16 protein-coding genes are annotated in these 20,891 nt (G+C 38.6%); all 16 read left to right on the top strand.

Translation table 11 applies throughout. The features are described 5' to 3' along the window. Positions 1 to 35: 35 nt before the first annotated feature. Entirely contained in the window at positions 36 to 1,751 is a 1,716-nt protein-coding gene (locus ISU02_RS13920; protein ID WP_194702451.1) for an ABC transporter substrate-binding protein, read from the top strand. Positions 1,752 to 1,789: 38 nt separating this feature from the next. Continuing rightward, a complete protein-coding gene (locus tag ISU02_RS13915; RefSeq protein WP_194702450.1) occupies positions 1,790 to 2,752 on the top strand; it encodes an ABC transporter permease in 963 nt (320 codons plus the stop codon). A 41-nt stretch (positions 2,753 to 2,793) separates the two neighbouring features. After that, positions 2,794 to 3,666: an oligopeptide ABC transporter permease gene (opp4C, locus tag ISU02_RS13910; RefSeq protein WP_194702449.1), complete on the top strand. Its 873-nt coding sequence runs from the start codon at positions 2,794 to 2,796 to the stop codon at positions 3,664 to 3,666. A gap of 10 nt (positions 3,667 to 3,676) precedes the next feature. Further along, positions 3,677 to 4,672 carry an ABC transporter ATP-binding protein gene (locus ISU02_RS13905; RefSeq protein WP_194702448.1) on the top strand — a complete coding sequence of 332 codons (996 nt, stop codon included), beginning with the start codon at positions 3,677 to 3,679 and terminating at the stop codon, positions 4,670 to 4,672. Then, a complete protein-coding gene (locus ISU02_RS13900; protein WP_194702447.1) occupies positions 4,657 to 5,658 on the top strand; it encodes an ABC transporter ATP-binding protein in 1,002 nt (333 codons plus the stop codon). Before ISU02_RS13905 ends, ISU02_RS13900 begins: the two co-directional genes overlap by 16 nt. Further along, positions 5,655 to 7,382, top strand: coding sequence for an ABC transporter substrate-binding protein (locus tag ISU02_RS13895; RefSeq protein WP_194702446.1), 1,728 nt, complete (start codon positions 5,655 to 5,657; stop codon positions 7,380 to 7,382). The genes ISU02_RS13900 and ISU02_RS13895 overlap by 4 nt, the downstream gene beginning before the upstream one ends. A gap of 72 nt (positions 7,383 to 7,454) precedes the next feature. Next, positions 7,455 to 8,618, top strand: a complete 1,164-nt coding sequence (locus tag ISU02_RS13890) for an amidohydrolase (RefSeq protein WP_194702445.1) — start codon at positions 7,455 to 7,457, stop codon at positions 8,616 to 8,618. Position 8,619: 1 nt separating this feature from the next. Next, positions 8,620 to 8,868 carry a TIGR03905 family TSCPD domain-containing protein gene (locus ISU02_RS13885; RefSeq protein ID WP_194702444.1) on the top strand — a complete coding sequence of 83 codons (249 nt, stop codon included), beginning with the start codon at positions 8,620 to 8,622 and terminating at the stop codon, positions 8,866 to 8,868. Positions 8,869 to 9,066: 198 nt separating this feature from the next. Then, complete coding sequence (locus ISU02_RS13880; RefSeq protein WP_194702443.1) at positions 9,067 to 10,050, top strand: coiled-coil domain-containing protein; 984 nt, start codon at positions 9,067 to 9,069, stop codon at positions 10,048 to 10,050. 254 nt (positions 10,051 to 10,304) lie between these two features. Next, positions 10,305 to 11,291: a UDP-glucose 4-epimerase GalE gene (gene galE / locus ISU02_RS13875; protein ID WP_194702442.1), complete on the top strand. Its 987-nt coding sequence runs from the start codon at positions 10,305 to 10,307 to the stop codon at positions 11,289 to 11,291. 27 nt (positions 11,292 to 11,318) lie between these two features. Further along, positions 11,319 to 13,529 carry an NAD-dependent epimerase/dehydratase family protein gene (locus ISU02_RS13870; RefSeq protein ID WP_194702441.1) on the top strand — a complete coding sequence of 737 codons (2,211 nt, stop codon included), beginning with the start codon at positions 11,319 to 11,321 and terminating at the stop codon, positions 13,527 to 13,529. After that, positions 13,522 to 14,427, top strand: coding sequence for a hypothetical protein (locus ISU02_RS13865; RefSeq protein ID WP_194702440.1), 906 nt, complete (start codon positions 13,522 to 13,524; stop codon positions 14,425 to 14,427). Before ISU02_RS13870 ends, ISU02_RS13865 begins: the two co-directional genes overlap by 8 nt. Before the next feature lie 9 nt (positions 14,428 to 14,436). Next, positions 14,437 to 16,257, top strand: coding sequence for a DUF2194 domain-containing protein (locus ISU02_RS13860; RefSeq protein ID WP_194702439.1), 1,821 nt, complete (start codon positions 14,437 to 14,439; stop codon positions 16,255 to 16,257). 5 nt (positions 16,258 to 16,262) lie between these two features. Further along, the gene (pelF, locus tag ISU02_RS13855) at positions 16,263 to 17,684 is read left to right on the top strand and encodes a GT4 family glycosyltransferase PelF (RefSeq protein WP_194702438.1); all 1,422 of its coding nucleotides are present in this window, start codon (positions 16,263 to 16,265) and stop codon (positions 17,682 to 17,684) included. Positions 17,685 to 17,690: 6 nt separating this feature from the next. After that, on the top strand, positions 17,691 to 19,136 hold the full coding sequence (pelG, locus tag ISU02_RS13850) for an exopolysaccharide Pel transporter PelG (protein ID WP_194702437.1): 1,446 nt from the start codon (positions 17,691 to 17,693) through the stop codon (positions 19,134 to 19,136). A gap of 15 nt (positions 19,137 to 19,151) precedes the next feature. After that, positions 19,152 to 20,891, top strand: coding sequence for a CotH kinase family protein (locus ISU02_RS13845; RefSeq protein ID WP_194702436.1), 1,740 nt, complete (start codon positions 19,152 to 19,154; stop codon positions 20,889 to 20,891).

Raw genomic sequence — 20,891 nt, 5'->3', positions numbered from 1 at the left:
CCTTTAAGGTATAAAATTAAAAGGGGGAAACAATTATGAAAAGGATTTTAACTCTAAGTATGTTAGTAATTTGTATTGCGGCTATGATGATGGGGTGCTCAAGCAAGGCTGATTCTAAAGATCAATCTGCAGCAACACCAGCAGCAAGCACTGAAGCCAATAATTCAGAGGGGACAACGGAAACTGGGATTAAACAAGGTGGTACTGTAAGATATGCTGCTTTTGGAACTGCACCGGGCATCTTTAATCCCGTGTTGCAAAGCAACAGTTTTGACGTTTATGAGATGGAGGTCATGTTCGAAGGCCTGCTTAGAAAAAGTATGGTCAATGAGCTTGAACCTTGCTTAGCTGAAAGCTTTTCAGTATCGGAAGATAAAAAGACATTGACCTTTAAATTGAGAGAAAACGTGAAGTGGCATGATGGCGAGCCCTTTACTGCAGAGGATGTGAAATTCACTTTTGAATTTATATGCCATCCAGACTATACGGGGCCATATAGTGCAATCGGCAAGGCAATCGCTGGTTCAGATGAGTACATGACAGGAACAGCTGATGGCGTCAGTGGTGTTGAAATCGTTGATCCAAATACAGTGACCATCACTACAAAAGACGTGGATGCAACGATGATGGAAAGATTGTGTACAAGCATTCTCATTATTCCTAAACACGTCTGGGGTGATATTCCTGTTAAGCAGGCAGCGGAGCAAACAGAGCTTTTAAGAAATCCAGTGGGAACAGGCGCTTTTAAAATTTCTAAGTTTGTACCCGATCAATATGTAGAAATGGTTGCAAATGATCTTTACTGGAACGGCAGACCGCATGTGGACAAATATATCATTCAAGTGGCTAACCCAGAAACTGCTCAGACTCAAATTATCAACAATGAAGTGGACATCCTTGCGGTTAAACAAATGAATCCAGATGATTTAGAGTACTATAAGAGTTCAGGCATCTTCGTGGATACGATATCCTTTGATGCAGCAATGAATTTAGGCGTCAACAACAGTGTTGAAATTTTAAATGATAAGAGAGTTAGACAAGCTTTTGCGTACGCAATTGATAGAGAAGCCATCGTCAGAGATATTCTTTATGGCTACGGAACTGTGGCGAATGTCCCTTATCAACCAGATTTTTGGGCGAATCCTAAAGAGGGTCTAAACACATATTCGTACAATCCTCAAAAGTCAATAGAATTGCTTGAAGAAGCAGGATGGCAGTACAAAGCAAATGATAAACAAATGTATAAAGACGGTAAACCTGTGAAGTTTACGCTTAAATACTATTCTGGGAACAAGCAAGTGGAAAATATAGCACCATTTATTCAGCAATCCCTCAAAGAAATTGGGGTTCAAGTGGATTTGCAAATTTCAGAATACAGTACAATGCTTGCGGATATGAAGAGTGGTGATTTTGAACTCTACATTGCAGCACATAAAAATGGTGTGGCAGGCGACATGAAAATGCAATACAACAGTGCTTTTGCACCGCCAAACGGCACCAATTATAGCCGCTTTTCAAACAGCAGAGTGGATGAACTCTCTGAACAGGGCATCAAACTATTGAGCATTGAAGACAGAAAACCAATCTATTTTGAAATCTCTAAAATCCTGAATGAAGAGTTGCCGATTGTATATCTCTATCATTGGCATCAAGGTATGGCAATTAATGGCAAGCTCAAAGGGGTTCAAGTGACACCTAACAGCTTACTTGGCATTAATTATCAAACAGAGAAATGGTATTTTGAAGATTAGAAGGATGACAATAAAGATTAGCATTGTGAGGTTTGTAAATGTACAAATATATTATTAGAAGGCTCTTGTTGATGATACCTGTGCTCGTAGGCGTTTCAATTATCATTTTTTCGTTGATCCACCTTGCGCCAGGAGATCCGTATTCGGCTATGATAGATCCGAATACGCCAACAGAAGAAATTGAAAATATGCTTCAAAATATAGGTTACTATGATCCGTTGCCTGTAAAATATACAAAGTGGGCTTCGAGAGCGTTGACAGGAGATCTGGGTTATTCTATTCGTTATCAAGAACCCGTGGTGGACATCATCACGAGAAGAATCGGAAACACACTTCTGTTGTCGGTGCTATCCTTAACTTTAAGTGTAGTAATTGCAGTACCTCTAGGTGTTATTTCAGCCACAAAGCAGTATTCGAAATTTGACTATATAGCCACGATATTTGCATTTATTGGGATGTCGTTGCCTGCCTTTTTCTTTGCGCTATTGATGATTAAGTTTTTAGCCTTTGATCTAAAACTTTTTCCAATATCAGGGATGCAAACAATCGGTTCGGGATATACAGGTATAAGACTTCTTTGGGATGTTGTGCACCATATGATGCTACCTGTAATTGTACTTTCTTTCCTCCAAATGGCCTCTTTTATGAGGTATTCGAGATCATCTGTTTTAGAGGTGATCAAGCAAGATTATATTCGGACGGCAAGAGCCAAAGGGTTGAGCGAGAAGCTTGTGGTTTACAGACATGCACTTAGAAATGCTTTGATTCCTGTGATCACGTTGCTCAGCTCATCGTTAGGCTTTATCTTATCGGGTGCCATTTTGACAGAAACGGTATTTTCATGGCCGGGCATGGGCACTTTGATCTATCAATCCATTTTAAACCGAGATTACCCTTTGGTTATTGCAAGTACAATGCTGTTGTCAATTTGTGTACTGCTTGCGAATCTCTTAGCGGATATTTTATATGCAGTGGCTGACCCTAGAATAAAATACAACTAGGCAAGAAGGCATAATACGGACATGAATAGAGGAGTTTAAAAATGAGTTTAGATAAGAGCGTAAAAAGTCAATCGCCATGGCAAATTGGATTTGAGCGTTTGAAGAAGAATCGATTGGCTATGATAGGTTTTACACTGCTTTGTATCGTTGTGACAATCTCGGTTTTTGCACCGCTTCTGACAAGCTATGACCGAGATGCAATAGATACATTGAACAGTTATCAAAAACCATCTGCTGAGCACTGGCTTGGGACAGATGAACTGGGAAGAGACACCTTTACACGGCTCTTATATGGTGGCAGGATTTCACTGAGTGTGGGACTTGTATCCACAAGTATTGCCGTTCTAATCGGTGTGATTTTAGGCACTACTGGCGGCTATCATGGGGGCCATATTGACAATATTATCATGAGGATTGTCGATATATTCATGTGTTTTCCATTCTTTTTAATCGCCATTGTGGTTGCGGCGATTTTAGGGCCCAGTATATGGAATGTCATGATTATATCCGGCATTCTGGGCTGGACGGGTATCGCCAGAATTGTACGTGCAGAAGTACTATCACTAAAGGAAAGAGAGTTTATTGAGGCCGCTAGGGCATTGGGGTTGAATTCAAGAGACATTATCATCAAACACATCATCCCCAACATTATGGCGCCTATCATTGTCTATGCCACTCTGGGGATTGCAAGAGGCATTTTATCAGAAGCTGGGCTTAGTTTCTTGGGGTTAGGGGTAAAACCACCGACACCAAGTTGGGGCAACATGCTCGCAGCGGCTCAGAGTATGAGATCTTTAAGGTTACATTGGTGGCTATGGATTCCACCTGGATGTTTGGTATTTTTTATGATTCTGTCCATCAACTTTTTAGGAGATGGTTTAAGAGATGCCTTAGACCCAAAATTAAAGCAATAGGTGGTGTACGATGCAAAATATGACTTTAGAAATAGAAAACTTGGTAACAGGCTTTAAAACCTCTGATGGGGCGTTTAATGCAGTTGATGGTGTGGATTTCAAAATTGAAGAAGGTAAGGTTCTCGGCATTGTAGGAGAGTCTGGCTGTGGTAAGAGCATTACATCTCTTTCAATTATGGGACTGGTGCCAAAACCCAATGGTTTTATCAGCAGTGGCAAAATTTTATTTGAAGGGCAGGATCTCTTAAAGCTTTCGGAAGAAGAGATGCAAAAGATTCGCGGCAACCGCATTGCAATGATTTTTCAAGAGCCTATGACTGCACTCAATCCAGTTTTTAAAATTGGCTTTCAAATTGCAGAAATTTTGGAAACACATAAAAATATGAAAAGATCGGAATGTAAGCCGATCAGTATAGAACTCTTAAAAAAAGTAGGCCTGCCAAGACCTGAAAAGGTAGTGGAGGAATATCCACATCAACTCAGCGGCGGTATGCGTCAAAGAGTGATGATCGCTATGGCGCTGAGTTGTAATCCAAAACTGCTCATTGCAGATGAGCCGACCACAGCACTTGATGTGACGGTTCAGGCACAGGTTTTGGAACTTATGAAAGATTTGAAGGCAGAATTTCAGACTTCAATTCTGTTTATTACACATGATTTGGGTGTCATAGCTGAGATGGCAGATAATGTTTTGGTGATGTACGCAGGAAAGGTCATGGAGGAAACAGACTGTGAAACGCTCTTTGACGAACCGCTACATCCATACACCAATGCATTGCTTAACTCTAGACCAGAAAGGATTAAACCCGGGGAAAAGCCAGTTTGTATTCCGGGAATGGTGCCGAGTCCGTTTGACATGCCAAGAGGATGCGCTTTTGCACCGAGATGTGCTCGTGCTATGGACATCTGTAAAGAGAAAAAACCAGCACTTAAAGCAATTAGCTCTAATCACAAAGTGAGATGTTGGCAATATTATTCGGAGGAGGAACAATGTCAGAATATTTAATAAGAGCAAGAGGCATCAAAAAACATTTTCCAATTCACGATGGGGTATTTTGCCGAACAGTGGGTTATGTAAAAGCGGTTGATGGTGTCAGCATCGATATCAAAAAAGGTGAAATTTTTGGACTTGTTGGGGAATCAGGCTGTGGTAAATCCACAACGGGTAGAACGCTGATCAACCTAATTGAGCCCACCTCAGGCTCCGTCACCTTTGAGGATAAAGTGATTTATGATGTCGAAAATAAAATTAAGGTGAGCGCGAAGGAAATGCAAGCTTTAAGACGAGATATTCAAATGATTTTTCAAGATCCTTATGCCAGTTTAGATCCCAGAATGACCGTGGGAGAGATTGTTGCAGAAGGGATTGTCAAGCACAAAATGGCTAAGAAGAAAGAAGCCATTGAAAAGTCTATGGCACTTCTTGAACTCTGTGGTCTTAGAGGTTCAAACGTCAACAAGTATCCGCATGAGTTCAGTGGTGGACAAAGACAGAGAATTGGTATAGCAAGAGCATTAGCGTTGAATCCCAAGTTTATAGTTGCAGATGAACCCATTGCAGCATTAGACGTTTCTATACAATCCCAAGTGTTGATTTTGATGCAAGAACTCAAAGAAAAATTGGGATTGACGTATCTCTTTATTTCACATGATCTTGGGATTGTCAAATACTTTTGCGATAGAATTGGTGTCATGTACCTTGGCAATATTGTTGAGCAAGGCACGAGTGAACAGTTGTTTTCGAATCCTCAGCATCCTTATACGAAGAGTTTGCTGTCTGCTGTTCCAAAGACACATCCGAGAGAAGTGCGTGAACGCATTATACTCAAAGGAGATGTGCCTAGCCCGGCAAGCCATTTTACAGGGTGCAAGTTCTATTCAAGATGTCCAAATGCTATTGAAAAATGCAATCAAGAAATTCCAGAACTAAGAGAAATTGAAAAGGATCATTTGGTAAGCTGTCACTGTGTTAAATTAGGAGGGAAAATATGAGAAAGTTTACATCTATTTTGTTGGTCATCATGATGCTATTGACAACACTTTTAAGTGGTTGTGGCTCTGATGCTAAAACAGGTAATGAAGAAAGTACGACGCCAGCGGCGAGTTCAGAAAGTGCAGGCGATAACGCAACTCAAAATACAGCTGAAAACACGGTAGAGAGCACTGTGAAACAAGGCGGCACCATTAAGATCGCATATTGGAATGCGCCATCTGGTGTTTTCGCACCTGGATTGACATCTGATTCATATGATTTCTATGTGTATTCATTGATGTATGAAGGGCTCTTAAGATTAAATCCAAGTCTTGAACTAGAATCTTGTTTAGCAGACTCTTATACGATTTCAGAGGATTATAAGACCTTGACGTTTAAATTGAGAGAAGGTGTCAAGTGGCATGATGGCGTAGAGCTTACAGCAGATGATGTTCAATTCACACTTGAATTTTTAGGACATCCAGATTATCCAGGGACTTCTGGATCGCATGTGGCTTGGCTTGAAGGTGCAGAAGCTTATAAAAACGGAGAAGTAGATCATATTTCAGGGATAAATGTCATTGACAAGTATACCATCAGTTTGACAACAACTGACGTTTTTGGCGCATCACTTCTCAAATTTGGGACGACAAGCTTGCTTGCAAAACATATTTGGGAAAATGTTGATGTGAAGACAGCACTTGAAGCAACAGATGTATTGAGAAATCCTGTGGGAACGGGTCCATTTAAAATGAAGACATTTGTACCAGATCAATATGTTGAATTAACTGCTAATGATGACTATTGGAATCATAGACCAAATCTAGACAGCATTATCATTCAAGCGACTAATCAGGAAACTGCACAAGCACAAATGCTCAACGGAGAGATTGACATGATGATGATTTCTCAATTGAATCCGGACGACTTAGCGCTTTATGAAGAAACTGGTGTGAGCGTTCAGATGGTTCCTATGAACAGCAACCAATTCATGGGGATCAACAACTCAATGGATATCTTTAAGGATAAAAGAGTCCGACAAGCTCTGGCATATGCTATAGATCAACAAAGTATTGTAGATGGGATTTTAAACGGATACGGTATGGTTGCAGGTGGACCTTATAGAAAAGACTTTTGGGCATGTCCAAGTGATATCAACCTCTATGAACTCGACACGAATAAAGCGATTTCACTTTTAGAAGAATCAGGGTTTAAATACGATAAAGCTTCCAATATAATGAGCTATAACGGTGAACCCGTGAAATGGGTATTAAAATATCCTACGGGGAATAAGGCCAGAGAGCAAGCTGCAGTGGTTATTCAACAAAACTTGAAAGACATAGGTATCAATATTGAACTTCAAATTATGGAGTTCAGTACACTTTACGCAATGGTTAAGCAAGGGGACTATGAACTCTACCTAATGGCAGAGGGTTCAAGTACTGGTGATCCAGATATCTTTAGATTCTATCATTCAAGTCAAATTCCACCAAACGGCCTTAACATGCGTCAATACAAGAATGCTGAAGTGGATAGATTGCTTGAAGAAGGACAAAAACTCATGGAAGTAGAAGATCGTAAACCGATCTATCAAGAAGCGGTTAAAATAATCAACGAAGAACAACCTATGGTTTATCTGTTTTTCTGGTATGAAGGCAGAGCGATTAATGGCAACTTAGTAGGTGTGAACTGTTTCCCAGGCAATAATTATTATGGTATTGAAAACTGGTATTTAGAACAGTAGTCGCCAAAGGGTTAAAAAGTATGAGAACAGTTTTAAGCGACATAGACAGATAAGAGTTGAGGCGTAAACAGAATGATAATTATAAAGAATGGAAAAATATTGACGATGGCAGGGCAATCTTATGATTGCGCCTGTGTTGCCATCGATCAAGGCAAGATAGTATCTATCAAAGATTGGATTGAACCCAACCCAGAAGATGAGGTGATCGATGCGTCCGGCATGATCGTTATGCCTGGTCTTGTCGATGCGCATTGTCATCTGGGGCTGTGGGAAAACGGCATAGGTTTTGAAGGTGCAGATGGCAATGAATCCACTCAGGCAATAACACCGCAACTGCGTGCAATTGACGGGATAAATCCTTTAGACATATCCTTTAGAGAGGCATACGAAGCAGGTGTTACGACGGTTATGACGGGACCCGGAAGTGTGAATGTCGTGGGAGGACAGTTTGCAGTAATTAAGACATTCGGGAAAAGAATCGACCGGATGATTCTCAAAAATCCAGCGGCAATAAAAGTTTCTTTTGGAGAAAACCCTAAAAAAGGACATGGCGAAAAAGGTCGAATGCCAGTAACACGCATGGGGATTGCCTCATTGTTGAGAGAAACTCTAATCAAAGGGACAAACTATCAGGCCCAAAAAGAAGCGGCAATGCAAGAGGGCAATAAACATTTTGATACGGATTTGGGTATGGAAGCACTTATACCGCTCCTAAAAGGTGAAATACCTTTGAAAGCGCATGCGCATAGAGCGGATGATATGTTCACCGCACTTAGAATCGCAAGGGAATTTAATTTGAAAATCACTTTGGATCATGTGACAGAAGGCCATTTAGTTGTGGATGAATTGGCTGAGGAAAATGTGCCCATGATTGTTGGACCAAGTTTTGGTGGACGCGGTAAGTTTGAATTAAAGGAAAAAACATTTAAAACGCCTGGAGTACTTGCCAATGCAGGTCTTAAAGTAGCCATCGTCACAGATCATCCAGTGATTCCGCTCTATAATTTGATCAATTGTGCTGCGTTTGCTGTTAGAGGCGGTATGACTGAAGAAGATGCTCTCAAGGCAATTACAATTGTACCTGCTGAAATCATAGGGGTATCGGATAGAGTGGGCAGTATAGAAGTTGGCAAAGATGCCGATATCGTTATTTTTGATGGCCCTGTATTTGATATTATGACAAAGGCACAATACGTTTTGATTGATGGCAAGATAGTTTATACACGGAGGTCATAAAATGACAGTAAGTTATATTCCCAGTGGCGTTTGTTCAAAAAAAATAGAATTTGAATTGGAAAATGATACAGTAAAAAATGTTGAATTCAGCAATGGTTGTCAAGGCAACTTGAAAGCCATATGCCTTCTAGTAGATGGATTTTCGGCGCAGGAAATCATTGATAAATTTAAAGGGATACAGTGTAAGACAAGAGGCACTTCGTGTCCGGATCAATTGGCAAAAGCTTTAGAATTTGCACTGAATAGATAATGTAATTTCTTTTTTTCAATAGATCCCCCCATAAGCACCTCAGATGTGATTAAGACATCTGAGGTGTAATTCTTTTTTTTTGAGCTGGATTAATAGAGCTTAAGTGTGCTAGAATGTTTATAATAAATCGTAATATGTTGGCGTAAAATGGATCTGGATATGAAGAGAAATCATTCATTAAAGTAAGGAGACTTTTTTATGAATAATGAAAATTTTAAAACGGCGCTAATCGGATATAACAAAGAGGATGTAAGAAATTATGTTGAAAACTTAATGGTAGATACTCGAAGGGCAATTAAGATTAAAGAGGATATGATCAAAAGTTTACAGACCCGTTTAAACGATAGCGAGTTGCAGGTTTCTCGACTTAAAGAAATTGAAGATCAACATTTAGAGCTTAAAGAGAAACTAGAAGTGGCCACTTCAGAGTTGCAGGAGAAAAATGTTAAAATCGATATTTTATCTCTTAAGGTAGATGAACTCAATGAGAGTCTTAGCCAGATTTCAAAAAACGAAAAATCGGACGATACAAGTGACAGAAACTTGGAATTTGAGCTAGAACAAACTCAAAAATCGTTGCTATTGATGACAGAAGAAAAAGATCGTATTCACATGGAATACATTGAGTTACAGGAACGCGTAAACGCTTCTGAAACCGACGAATTTGACTATAAGGAAAAATATGAGTACTTATATAATGAGTATGAAGCCGTTTTAGAGGCAAGAGATGAATCCGATAAGGCTAAAGGTGAACTGGAAATTCAGTTGAGAGCACTCCAAATGGATAGAGAAGAAATGGATACTACAATTCGTGCTTATCAAGAAAAAATGGAAGCTTTGAAAAATAAGGAAGAAATTTTAGAGCGTGAAAAGCTTGTGATTGCTCATGCCATTCTCAGGGCACAAGAAAAAGCGGATACCATGGAACAGGATTTTGCAGTTCGATACAACAAGGAAAATGAGAAATTAAAAAAATATAAAAGTGAAATTGAGTCCATTCGTTGCAAAGCAGTTGAAGTGCTCACTTTATTTGAAGGTGAACTCAATGAAATTGTAGAAACAGAGGCGCCTCAAATTTCGTCTCAAAAGGTTGAGGAAGAAGTAAGTAAGCGTCAGTCATTCAAGGAATCTCATAAGGATGTGAATGGCGTATCACAAATTCAATTGTTTAAGAAAGGTTAGGCCATAGGAGAACGATTGTCTTTAAATAAAGGCATTTCATACAGGTGCTTGCGGCTTGGCTAGTGTTGTATCAAATTATAAACTCATCTGATCTTGTATCCTAAATAAAAGGATATAAGATCAGATGAGTTTGATTTTTTTTAACGGTCATGTGAAAAAACATCAATATAGAGATCCAATGTTTCTATTTTGTATTTTTAGGAAAACTGTGCTAAAATAATAGGTACAAAGTCCTAAAGGAGAACGATCAAAATATGACAATACTCGTGACAGGTGGGTTGGGGTTTATTGGAAGTCACACGGTGGTCGAACTGATTAAAGCGCGTCACACGGTGATTATCGTGGATAACCTCATCAATTCAAAGCGAAATGTTTTAGATAAAATTGGAATGATCACAGGGATTACGCCTATTTTCTATCCAATAGATGTCACTCAAGAAACACAGCTTGAAATGGTATTCAGCGCGCATCAACTGGATGGTGTGATTCACTTTGCAGGCCTTAAAGCAGTAGGAGAGTCCGTGTCAAAGCCATTGGACTACTATTTCAATAATATAGTATCCACATTGAGTCTTTGCAGATTGTGTGAAAAATATGGTGTCTTTAATATAATATTCAGTTCATCGGCAACTGTCTATGGCAATCAGCAATCTCCTTTGAAAGAGGATATGCTTTTGAAACGTACAACGAATCCTTATGGTGAAACAAAGGCAATGAATGAACGTATTTTAGTAGATTTGGCAAAAGCCGATAAGCGTTTTTCCATTATTTTGCTGAGATATTTTAATCCTGTGGGTGCCCATGAGAGCGGTTTGATTGGAGAGTCGCCGAATGGAATGCCCAATAATTTAATGCCGTATATCATAAAAGTTGCAAAGGGTCAATTGCCAGTGCTCAATATATATGGCAATGATTATGATACAGTCGATGGGACAGGTGTGAGAGATTATATCCATGTGGTGGATCTTGCAAAAGGTCATGTTCAGGCCATGGTGCAATTCAACACTGGGGTTCATATTTACAATCTTGGGACAGGACAGGGCACGTCTGTGCTTGAACTTGTAAAAACGTTTATAGAAGTCAATAAAGTGGATGTGCCTTATGAATTTGTTGGCAGGCGACAAGGTGATATTGGCACTTGCTATGCAGATCCCACTAAGGCTGAAAGTGAATTGGGATGGAAGGCCGAACTTGGCATTAAAGAGATGGTTAAAGATGCTTGGCGATTTGGAATGCTCTAAAGCATTTATGATTATGGGAGAGTTAATATGAAGGTTCTGATAACAGGCGGTTATGGGTTTATTGGCTCGCATGTGGCCGATAAATTTCATAGAGAGGGCCACAGTATTTTTATTATAGACAATTTGACAAGTGGGCTGAAATCCAATTTTATTCATAAGCATAGATTTTATGAGTTAAATGTGGAGGACCCAAAATGTGAAGAGGTATTTGAGAGCAACAGCTTTGATATCGTCATTCACATGGCGGCTCAAAATGATGAAACTTATTCTCAAAAATATAGTTATCATGATACAAAGATCAATGTTTTGGGATTAATGAATATGTTGAGCTTGTCCACGAAGTACAAAGTAAAAAAATTTATCTTTGCATCGTCCGCATCAGTTTATGGCGATGATACAGATTTTCCTTGCACTGAAAGTTCTCCTAAAAAACCAGTGTCCGTATTGGGCACGAATAAGCTTCTAGGTGAGTATTACTGTTCTCAATGGAGAAATTTAAATCAAATTGAAACAATTTCGCTTAGAATATCCAATGTGTATGGACCTAGACAAGTTGCGACAAGCGGTGTTGTTTCAGCTTTTTTTGACAAGCAAAATAAGGGTAAAGGCATTACCGTTTATGGAGATGGTGAACAACTCAGAGATTTTGTCTATGTTGAAGATGTTGCAGATGCATTTTATAAAGCCGCGAATATAAAGTACTCAGGGGTGCTGAATTTAAGTGCAGGTATGTCGACTTCCATCAATCATCTCATTCAACTTATTGAGAAATATGGTGAGTTCAAGTTTGTTCAACATTTGGAAGCAAAGCCGAATGAAGTAAAAAAATCTCAGTTGGATAATGCCCTGATCACGCGTATTTTGGATTGGATTCCTGTTACAAGTCTTGAGGAGGGTATTGAAAAGACGCATAACTATTTTGTTCATGTGGCATCTCAGAAACATGAAAATGAAGCAGTTGAACCTGGGAAGACAAAAAAAGGGTTCGAGAACCTTTTGAAGATACTGTTTAAGCACAATGAAAGAAAATGGCTGCCATATGTTGAAAATGCCATTGCATTTTTTATACTCACACTTTTTAGCATAAAAAATGCGCAGATGTTTACAAAATTGCCTGTGGATTTGAACTTGCTTTTGATCATTATATTTTCAATTGTATATGGTTCTAGACAGGGTATTTTTGCATTTGCATTTAGTTTTATCTCGATGATTGCAGTCTTTATTGCAACCAATCGTGATCCAATGGTTCTCATGTACAGCACAGACTTCTATATTGTATTAGCATTTTATGTGTTTGTTGCGTTTATCATTGGCTATATTAAAGACAATCTTGTTCGTGAAAATGCAGACAAATATGAAACGATTCATATTTTAAATGAAAAAATAGATTTTATAACGAATCTGTATCATGATATGCGCTCTGTAAGAGATGAACTTCAAAGTCAAATTGTCAATTCAGAAGATAGCTTCGGCAAGATATTTTCTATTATTCAAGAATTGGATACGTTAAAACCAGAAGAAGTCTTTGCAAAAGCGATAACGGTTCTTGAAAAGCTCATGAAGACGCAGGGCGTTGCCATCTATAGGTTCAGTGAAACCAGTAAGTATGCAAGATTGATGGCGTGTTCATCCGGTATGAACGATACCATTGTGAAATCCATTAAAATAGAGGATTATTCGGAAATTGTCAGCGTTATCGTGAAGAAGGATCTCTATGTGTCTAGAGAACTTGCTGTGGGAAGACCGATTATGGTTATGCCTGTATTTGACCATACTAAAATTGTCGGCAGTATCCTCATCTATAAGACAGATTTTGAAAGACTTACGTTGTCCTATCAAAATTATTTTAGAGTGATCACAGATCTCGTTTCAAGCACGCTCTCAAAAGCATATGCATATGATGCCGCCATCGAAAGCGATAAGTATATACAGGGGACGAATATTCTCAGACCCGTGATTTTTAATGAAATGATAGAAAGTAAGAAAAGCCTCAAAAAGAAGCATCAACTCAACTATGTTTTGCTGAGAATCCTTTTAAATGAAATTTCTCAATTACATGCCGCTGAAAAGGTTGGCAGCATCATTAGAGACACGGATTTCATGGGGATTGACCAAGAGTCTAATTTTTCACTTGTCCTTGGAAATACAAATGAAAAAGAAGCTGAGTTTGTCATCGAAAGACTCGCCAAGCTGGGCCTTAAGGCGGAGCTATGTGAAGAGGTGACCGCAGATGAGTAGATATATTCTGATCGTTTTTCTTTTCCAGCTGATCATAGCCGCCCTGCATGGTTTTCGAGCTGTAAAAAAAAATAAGGTCATGCCGCTTGAAAAGATGGCGATTATTGCTTTTATACCTGTGTTGGGTTTGATTATACCCTATCTCGGTTTTTTATTTCCCAAAAAAGAGGGGACAGGTGACCTCGATGATTTATTCGATCACAATAGTGAAGACATTAAAAATGACATACGGTATGAAAAATTAGTGGAGATTGAAAAAGAAGTGAATTATGTGCCGGTTGAAGAGGCCTTGATCTTAAACAGCAGTTCTGTAAAGAGAAAACTTATTATGGATACGGCTAAAGAGGATGCTTCAGAGTATCTCAATTTTCTCAAGCTCGCTATGATTGATCCAGATATGGAAACATCTCATTATGCAGCTTCACTTGTAATGGAGATCAGTAGAGAACTTCAAAATATCATACAAAAGTCGGCAGTTGAATATGAAAAGGATAAAACGAATGTTGAGCATTTAGCAAAATATGTAGAGAATGTTGGCAAGTATTACAACAGTGGCCTTTTGGATGAAAACAATGAAAGGCGATATGGCGTTTTATATTCTGGATTGATTGGCAATTTGATTGATCTTGGTTATTTTACAGAGACGCTATTTCGGGAAAAGATTGAAACGGACATCAAATTGATGATGCATAGCAATATTTTTGACTGGATTAAACGCTATAATGAGCAGTATCCTGAAAGCGAAAAGCCCTATCTTTTGAAAATGAAATATTATTATATAACCAATAATATGGATGGCATCAACCAGACTCTAAAAACGTTGAAGTCTTTGCGTGTGAACATCACACATGAGGGCAATGAAATTATTAAATATTGGGAAATGGATTCTGTACAGTAGGAGTAGCAAATGGATAAAAAGAGAAATATTAAAATTGTTGTGGGGATCGTTGTTCTTCTGGCAATTCTACTACAAGCCACGAGATTTGATAATTTTATTGTCTCTAATTTTCAAAATCCTTCAAAAGAAGTGGATATGACTTTGATTAATAACGATAAAGTTGTCGAACACTATCCCAATGATGATCGTTTTCTAATCGTCTATGATTCTTCTGAAGAGATGAGCGATGGCGTTTACAAAAATATAGAGCGCATAATGAAACAACTTAAAAAGCAATATCGAGTTGAAGATGTGAGTTCTGCTAAAGAAATTTATATTACAGAGAAAACAGTTCTAATAATGCTTGAAGATTTGGGTAAGATTAAGAATCTTAAAAGCATGATTGCTTATGTGGAAGATGGGGGCAGACTGGCCTTTTTAGAGACGCCTGATCAAAACAATAATTTTGATTCAATGCGTTCACCCTTAGGGATTATAGATGCTGGGGACACATTGGTTACAGATGGCATCGCTTTTGATGAAAAATTTATGCCTGCGTATGGAGCGGATTATCTTGAGAACAATGCCCTCAGAAATTTTTCAATCCCCGTTACCTTGGAAAACGACTGCGAAGTCTACATGACTTCTAAAGCAGATATTCCGCTGCTTTGGACACATGATTTTAAAGAGGGCAGACTCTTATTTTTCAATGGGACAATGTATGAAGATAAGATGATGACAGGCTTTCTCACGAGATGTCTGGCGCTATTAAATGAGAACTTCATTTATCCAGTGATCAACAGCAAGGTCATATGGTTGGATGATTTTCCAGCGCCTATGACCAACGGTTATTATGATGAGATCAAGTCGACTTATAATAAGACCATAAAGGAATTTTATATAGATGTTTGGTGGCCTGAAATGCTTGAAATATCAAAAGAGTATGATCTGAAGTATACAGGCGTTATGATACAGACTTACAACGATAGAACCTCAGGGCCCTTTTTGCCAGCTCAAGGGGAGATATCGGATTCAGAATTTATTGCCTTGGGCAGAGAGCTGATTCGAAGTGGCGGCGAACTGGGCCTCCACGGTTACAATCATCAATCTCTCACACGTGAATATTGGAAGTCAGATGAGTTAGGCTATAATAAGTGGGCCAATAAGGGCGATATGAAGCATGCACTTAAGGCGGTAAGGGAAAAAATAAAACGTACTTTTCCAAATTATGAGATCAATGTCTACGTGCCGCCGTCAAATGTTATCGGTGAAGAAGGCATTTCAGCCTTAAAGGATGTTTTTCCGGAAATAGATGTAATTGCATCTGTTTATTATGAAGATTATGAGCATCTTTCGTATAGTCAAGAATTTGATTATTCGGATCAAAATGTGCTGAACTTGCCGAGGTTTTCATCAGGTTATAATTTTGGGATGGGGAATCGATTATCTGTTCTCAATGGCATATTGGGATTTGGCGCAATTCAACACTTTATTCATCCAGACGATTTTATGGACCCCGAGAGAAATGAAGGTAAATCTTGGCGTGAGCAAGTTGAAAGTTTTGAAGCGTTCGCAGAAATTGTGGACAGACGTTATCCATTTATTGAAGCTCAAACGGCTTCAGAAGCTGCTGTGAATGTGGAAAAATATATAGGTCTGGATTATACAGTAGATTATTCGGATAGTGGCATACAAGTGAAAACAAACGCCAAAGTCTTTCCCATGTATATGTTTTTGCGCAGTTCAAAAGAGATTCAAAGTTCTAAAAACTGTGAAGTGCATGCATTTGGCAAAGAGGATTACTTTGTAATGTTTACAGATAGTGTTTTTTCAATAGATTATAAAAGGTGAAGAAGATGAAAATTTGTATTATTGCTGAAGGCAGCTATCCCTATATAACAGGTGGTGTATCCAGTTGGGTGAATACATTGATACAGAATATGGACATGTATGAATTCGTAATCTATGCAATCGCACCTGAAGAGAAATCTAGAGGTGATTTTAAGTATGATCTGCCTAAAAATGTTTCTGGTGTCTCTGAGGTTTTTTTGGATTCGTGGAAAAATGAACCGGTTGTCAAGCAGAGTAAATTGAAATTTTCGATCTTGGAAAGAGAAACCATAAAAGAACTTATATTGGGTAGGCCATTTGATTGGGACCACTTGTTCAAGCTCATTGAACAAAAAAAAGTAAATGCAGTTCAAGATTTTTTGCTTTCTCGAGATTTTTTTGACATTGTGTATCAGGCTTATGTGGAATCCTATTCTCAAACGCCTTTTACGGAATTTTTTTGGACAATGAGATCGCTTTTGTTGCCGCTCTTTCATATTATGAAGCATGATATTCCTGAAGCGGATGTCTACCACGCCCCTTCAACGGGGTACGCTGGAATCGTTGGAAGTCTCGCCAAAAGACGGTATGGGAAGCCACTAATCATAACAGAGCATGGCATTTACACAAGAGAAAGAGAAATTGAGATTATAAAGGCCACATGGATGAAAAACTACTATAAAAATATGTGGATCGAGTTCTTCTATAACTTATCCAGATGTTCATATGATTATGCCGATCGAGTAATTACTCTTTTTAATCGGAACAAAGAAGTAGAGATTACACTGGGCTGTAATGAAAATATCATTAGCATTATTCCAAATGGCGTTGATTATGATGGTTTTTCCAAACTGGCAAAAGTAGAACCCATTCGGAAACCCAATTTGAAATACTCGGTGGGTGCTATTGTAAGAGTGGTTCCCATAAAGGATATAAAGACCATGATATCGGCATTTGCATTGGTTAAGCAAGAATTACCTGAGACGGAGTTCGTTATTATTGGTCCCATAGATGAAGATGAAGATTACTACAATGAATGCATACAACTTGTGGAGGACCTAAAACTCAAAGATCTTACTTTTACAGGTAAAGCGGATGTAAAGTCCTATATACCTCATTCGGATCTTTTCGTACTTTCAAGCATAAGTGAAGGTCAACCGCTATCGCTACTTGAAACCATGGCCTGTGGCAAGCCGAACATCGCCACAGATGTTGGCAGCTGTAAAGAAGTAATTTATGGCAGTGCAGATAGACTGGGGAAATGTGGTGTTGTTGTGCCGATTATGGACTATGTGACGCTTTCAAAGAGCATCGTTAAGTTATTGAGAGATGAACCTTTGAGGAAAGAAATGGGTGAAATTGCCATGAAACGTGTGGACAATTACTTCAGAAGAGAAATGATGGTGAACAGTTATATGGATATTTATGAAGAAATGGGTAATAGGTGATCTGGAATGGCAGGAATTGGATTTGAACTGAAAAAACTCTATAGTGAAAGAGGCATATTGAGAGGACTAAGAGCATTTCTCTATTCATTTGTGGTTACAGTTGGGCCGATGATTTTATGTATTTTACTCATTACTTTCATGCAGTATCTATTGGAAGAAAAAGGTGAAAATTATCTCAGCCGTCAAGTGTTTGTGGCAGTGATTCAATATGCATTTATCTTTTCTTTGCTCATATCTGGCGGAGCCGCCATGTATCTCTCTCGATTTTTTGCTGATATGATGTATGTGGAAAAGCTGGAGGAGATTCTCAACGGACTTGATTTCGCAATTATAGTATCCCTTGCAATAGGGACGGTTGAAGCACTTGTATTTTTATATTTTTCAAGCCTTGATTTTATTACGGCTCTTATGGCGTATTGCTTGTTTATGATTCTCATAATAGTGTGGGAGTATGCTATAATAATTACAGCGATTAAGAACTATAAGAAAATTTTCAGAATATACCTTTCAGGGGTGCTGATAGGCGTATTGGTGACGATTATCATGTTCATATTGGATGTGAGAAATTCGAATTATTATCTCTTTGCGATTTTGGTGACTTTTAGTATCATTGCCACAAGGTTGATTTATTATATTCGATCTGTATTTAAAACACGTGAGCAGTTTAGCGTTCGAGTGATTGAAAGCTTAGACATCTACGGGCGTTTGGTTTGGGTGGGCTTTTTTATGAATGCAGGCATTTATATACAGAATATGGTGTATTGGATGACTGATGATGCAACTGTTGTGGCGACGACGTTTAGAGTGGCACCCTTTTATGATGTGCCGATGTTCTACGCATTTATGACTGTCATTCCTGCAATGATATTTTTTATTATTTTCTTTGAAACAAACTTCTACGACCGATATAAGGACTATTACGATCAAATCATACATGGTGGTGGGCTTAAGGAGATGGAATCCTCTAAGAAAACCATGATTCGGGCACTCTATCAGGAGTACTCTGGCGTTATGGAGATTCAGTTGTTTTTCACAATTGTATTCTTACTTTTAGGAAGAGTATTGCTTCCAAGAATGGGCGTATCTCAATCTTCAGTGGACATATACAGCATTTTGACGTTTGGATGCTATATTTATGCGGGAATTTATGTGTGCGTCATGGTTCTACTCTATTTTGACGATATTCAGGGGGCCACAATGGTGAGTTTTTCGTTCTTTATGACGGATTTGGTGTTCACCATAATCTCATTGAGGTTTGGAGATCGTGCTACAGGTTTTGGATTTTTCTTATCAACTGTGGTTACTTTTGTAATTGGATATTATAGATTAAGCTACTATATGAAAAACTTAGATTATTATACCTATTGTAACCAGCCGTTGTTGCAAGTAAAACCATCAGGATTGTTTTCCAGATTGGCAAAAGTGGTGATGATGTTTGGAGCCAAATCTTGATAGTAGGGGGAGCGCATGAAACGAAGCATTAACATTAATACGATATTGATTGCAATCATATTCATTTTGATTTTATTTTTAGGCTATTCTATGTATCAAGCTTACTTGGATGTGGATGAGCGCGTAGAAACGCATTATGAATATCCCTATGCTGAACCTGTGATTGAGTCCAGCATTCAAATACCTATAGTAGACAACGAAAGCGTTTACTCAAATGATAAAGATGGCGAAGTGATTGATGTATATGTCACTATCCTTCAACCTGACAGTGATAAGTATTCAACACATGATGATCTTTTGGCGTATAAATTTGCCTATGATAGTGTCAATAAAAAACCTGCAGCCAAAGCCGTTTTTCAAATTGGAGATGAGAATGGCCCAAAACAAGGGATATTGAGCATGAGTCCCAAAGTAGCCAATGCTATACTTGAACCCAGAGGCAGGTCAACGAGTCGATCGCCATATAAGTCTTACAAGATTACGCTCTCAGATAAAGCGGCACTTTGGGGCGGTCAAAAAGTGCTCAATTTGAATTATCATCCCTATGATAAGAGTCGCGTTAGAAATAAGCTGAGCTTTGACTTTTATGAGATTTTGCCAAATGTTGCTAGTTTGAGAACCCAGTTTGTCAGACTTCATATCAAGGATAACTCAAAGGGGACAGAAGGTGAATTCGTTGACTATGGTCTGTTTACACATGTTGAACAGGTCAATAAAAGATATTTAAGTGCTCATGGTTTAGATCGAGAAGGTCAACTTTACAAGGCCAACAGCTTTGAATTTCACAGATATTTTGACACCTTAAAGCTAAAAACGGATACGGATTATGATCAAGAAAAGTTTGATGAGAGATTGGAAATAAGAGGCAGTGATGACCACAGTAAACTTTTGAACATGTTGAATGATCTCAACAATAATGCCATAGATATAGATGAGGTTATAGAGAAACATTTTAATCGAGAAAATTATTTGACTTGGCTTGCGTCTAATATCATTATAGGCAACAATGACACAGTGAGTCAGAACTTTTTTCTCTACAGTCCACAGGCCATTGAAAACTGGTATTTTATACCTTGGGATTGTGATGGTGCATGGGGATGGATCGATGAGCACAGTTTAGAGGACCGCAATAGTCTTTACTCCGAATGGCAGTTTGGGATTCAGAACTTATGGGGATCGAAACTCAATAATCGTTTTTTGAGAAAGAAAGAAAATGTGGTTCAGTTGGATCAAAAAATTGATGAGCTGATACGTTTTTATAATGAAGATCAGATTAATCATTTTTTATCGACATATTACCCAGAGGTCTTAAAATCTCAATCGAAACCAGAAGCCTTGATGAGGATGAATTCTTCACCTGAGGCATTTGCGAAAGCCTATAATTTGATACCATCTATACCTCAAAAAAATTATGAAACCTACGAGGCTTCCAAGCAGAAACCCATGCCCTTTTTCCAAAATCCAGTGGAGATGAGAGATGGAGAGGCGTATTTCAGCTGGGGGAATTCTTTTGATTTACAAAATGATCAGTTGGTGTATGACCTAGAAGTTTCAACGACTCCGGACATGATGAATATTGTATATTCGGCTTTGGGACTCAACGAGACAGAAGCTTTTTTGAAACTGGAAAAGGGCACTTATTATATGAGAACGAAAGTAAGAGATACTTCTGGCAACTCAATGATTGCGTTTGACACCTATACAGATCTCGAAGACGTGTCGTATTTCGGTGTGCTTGAAGTGCAGGTGGATTGA

The sequence above is a fragment of the Fusibacter ferrireducens genome, from assembly GCF_015352425.1.
Lineage (GTDB): Bacteria > Bacillota > Clostridia > Peptostreptococcales > Acidaminobacteraceae > Fusibacter_A > Fusibacter_A ferrireducens.
This window is presented reverse-complemented; position numbering and strand designations above follow the sequence as displayed.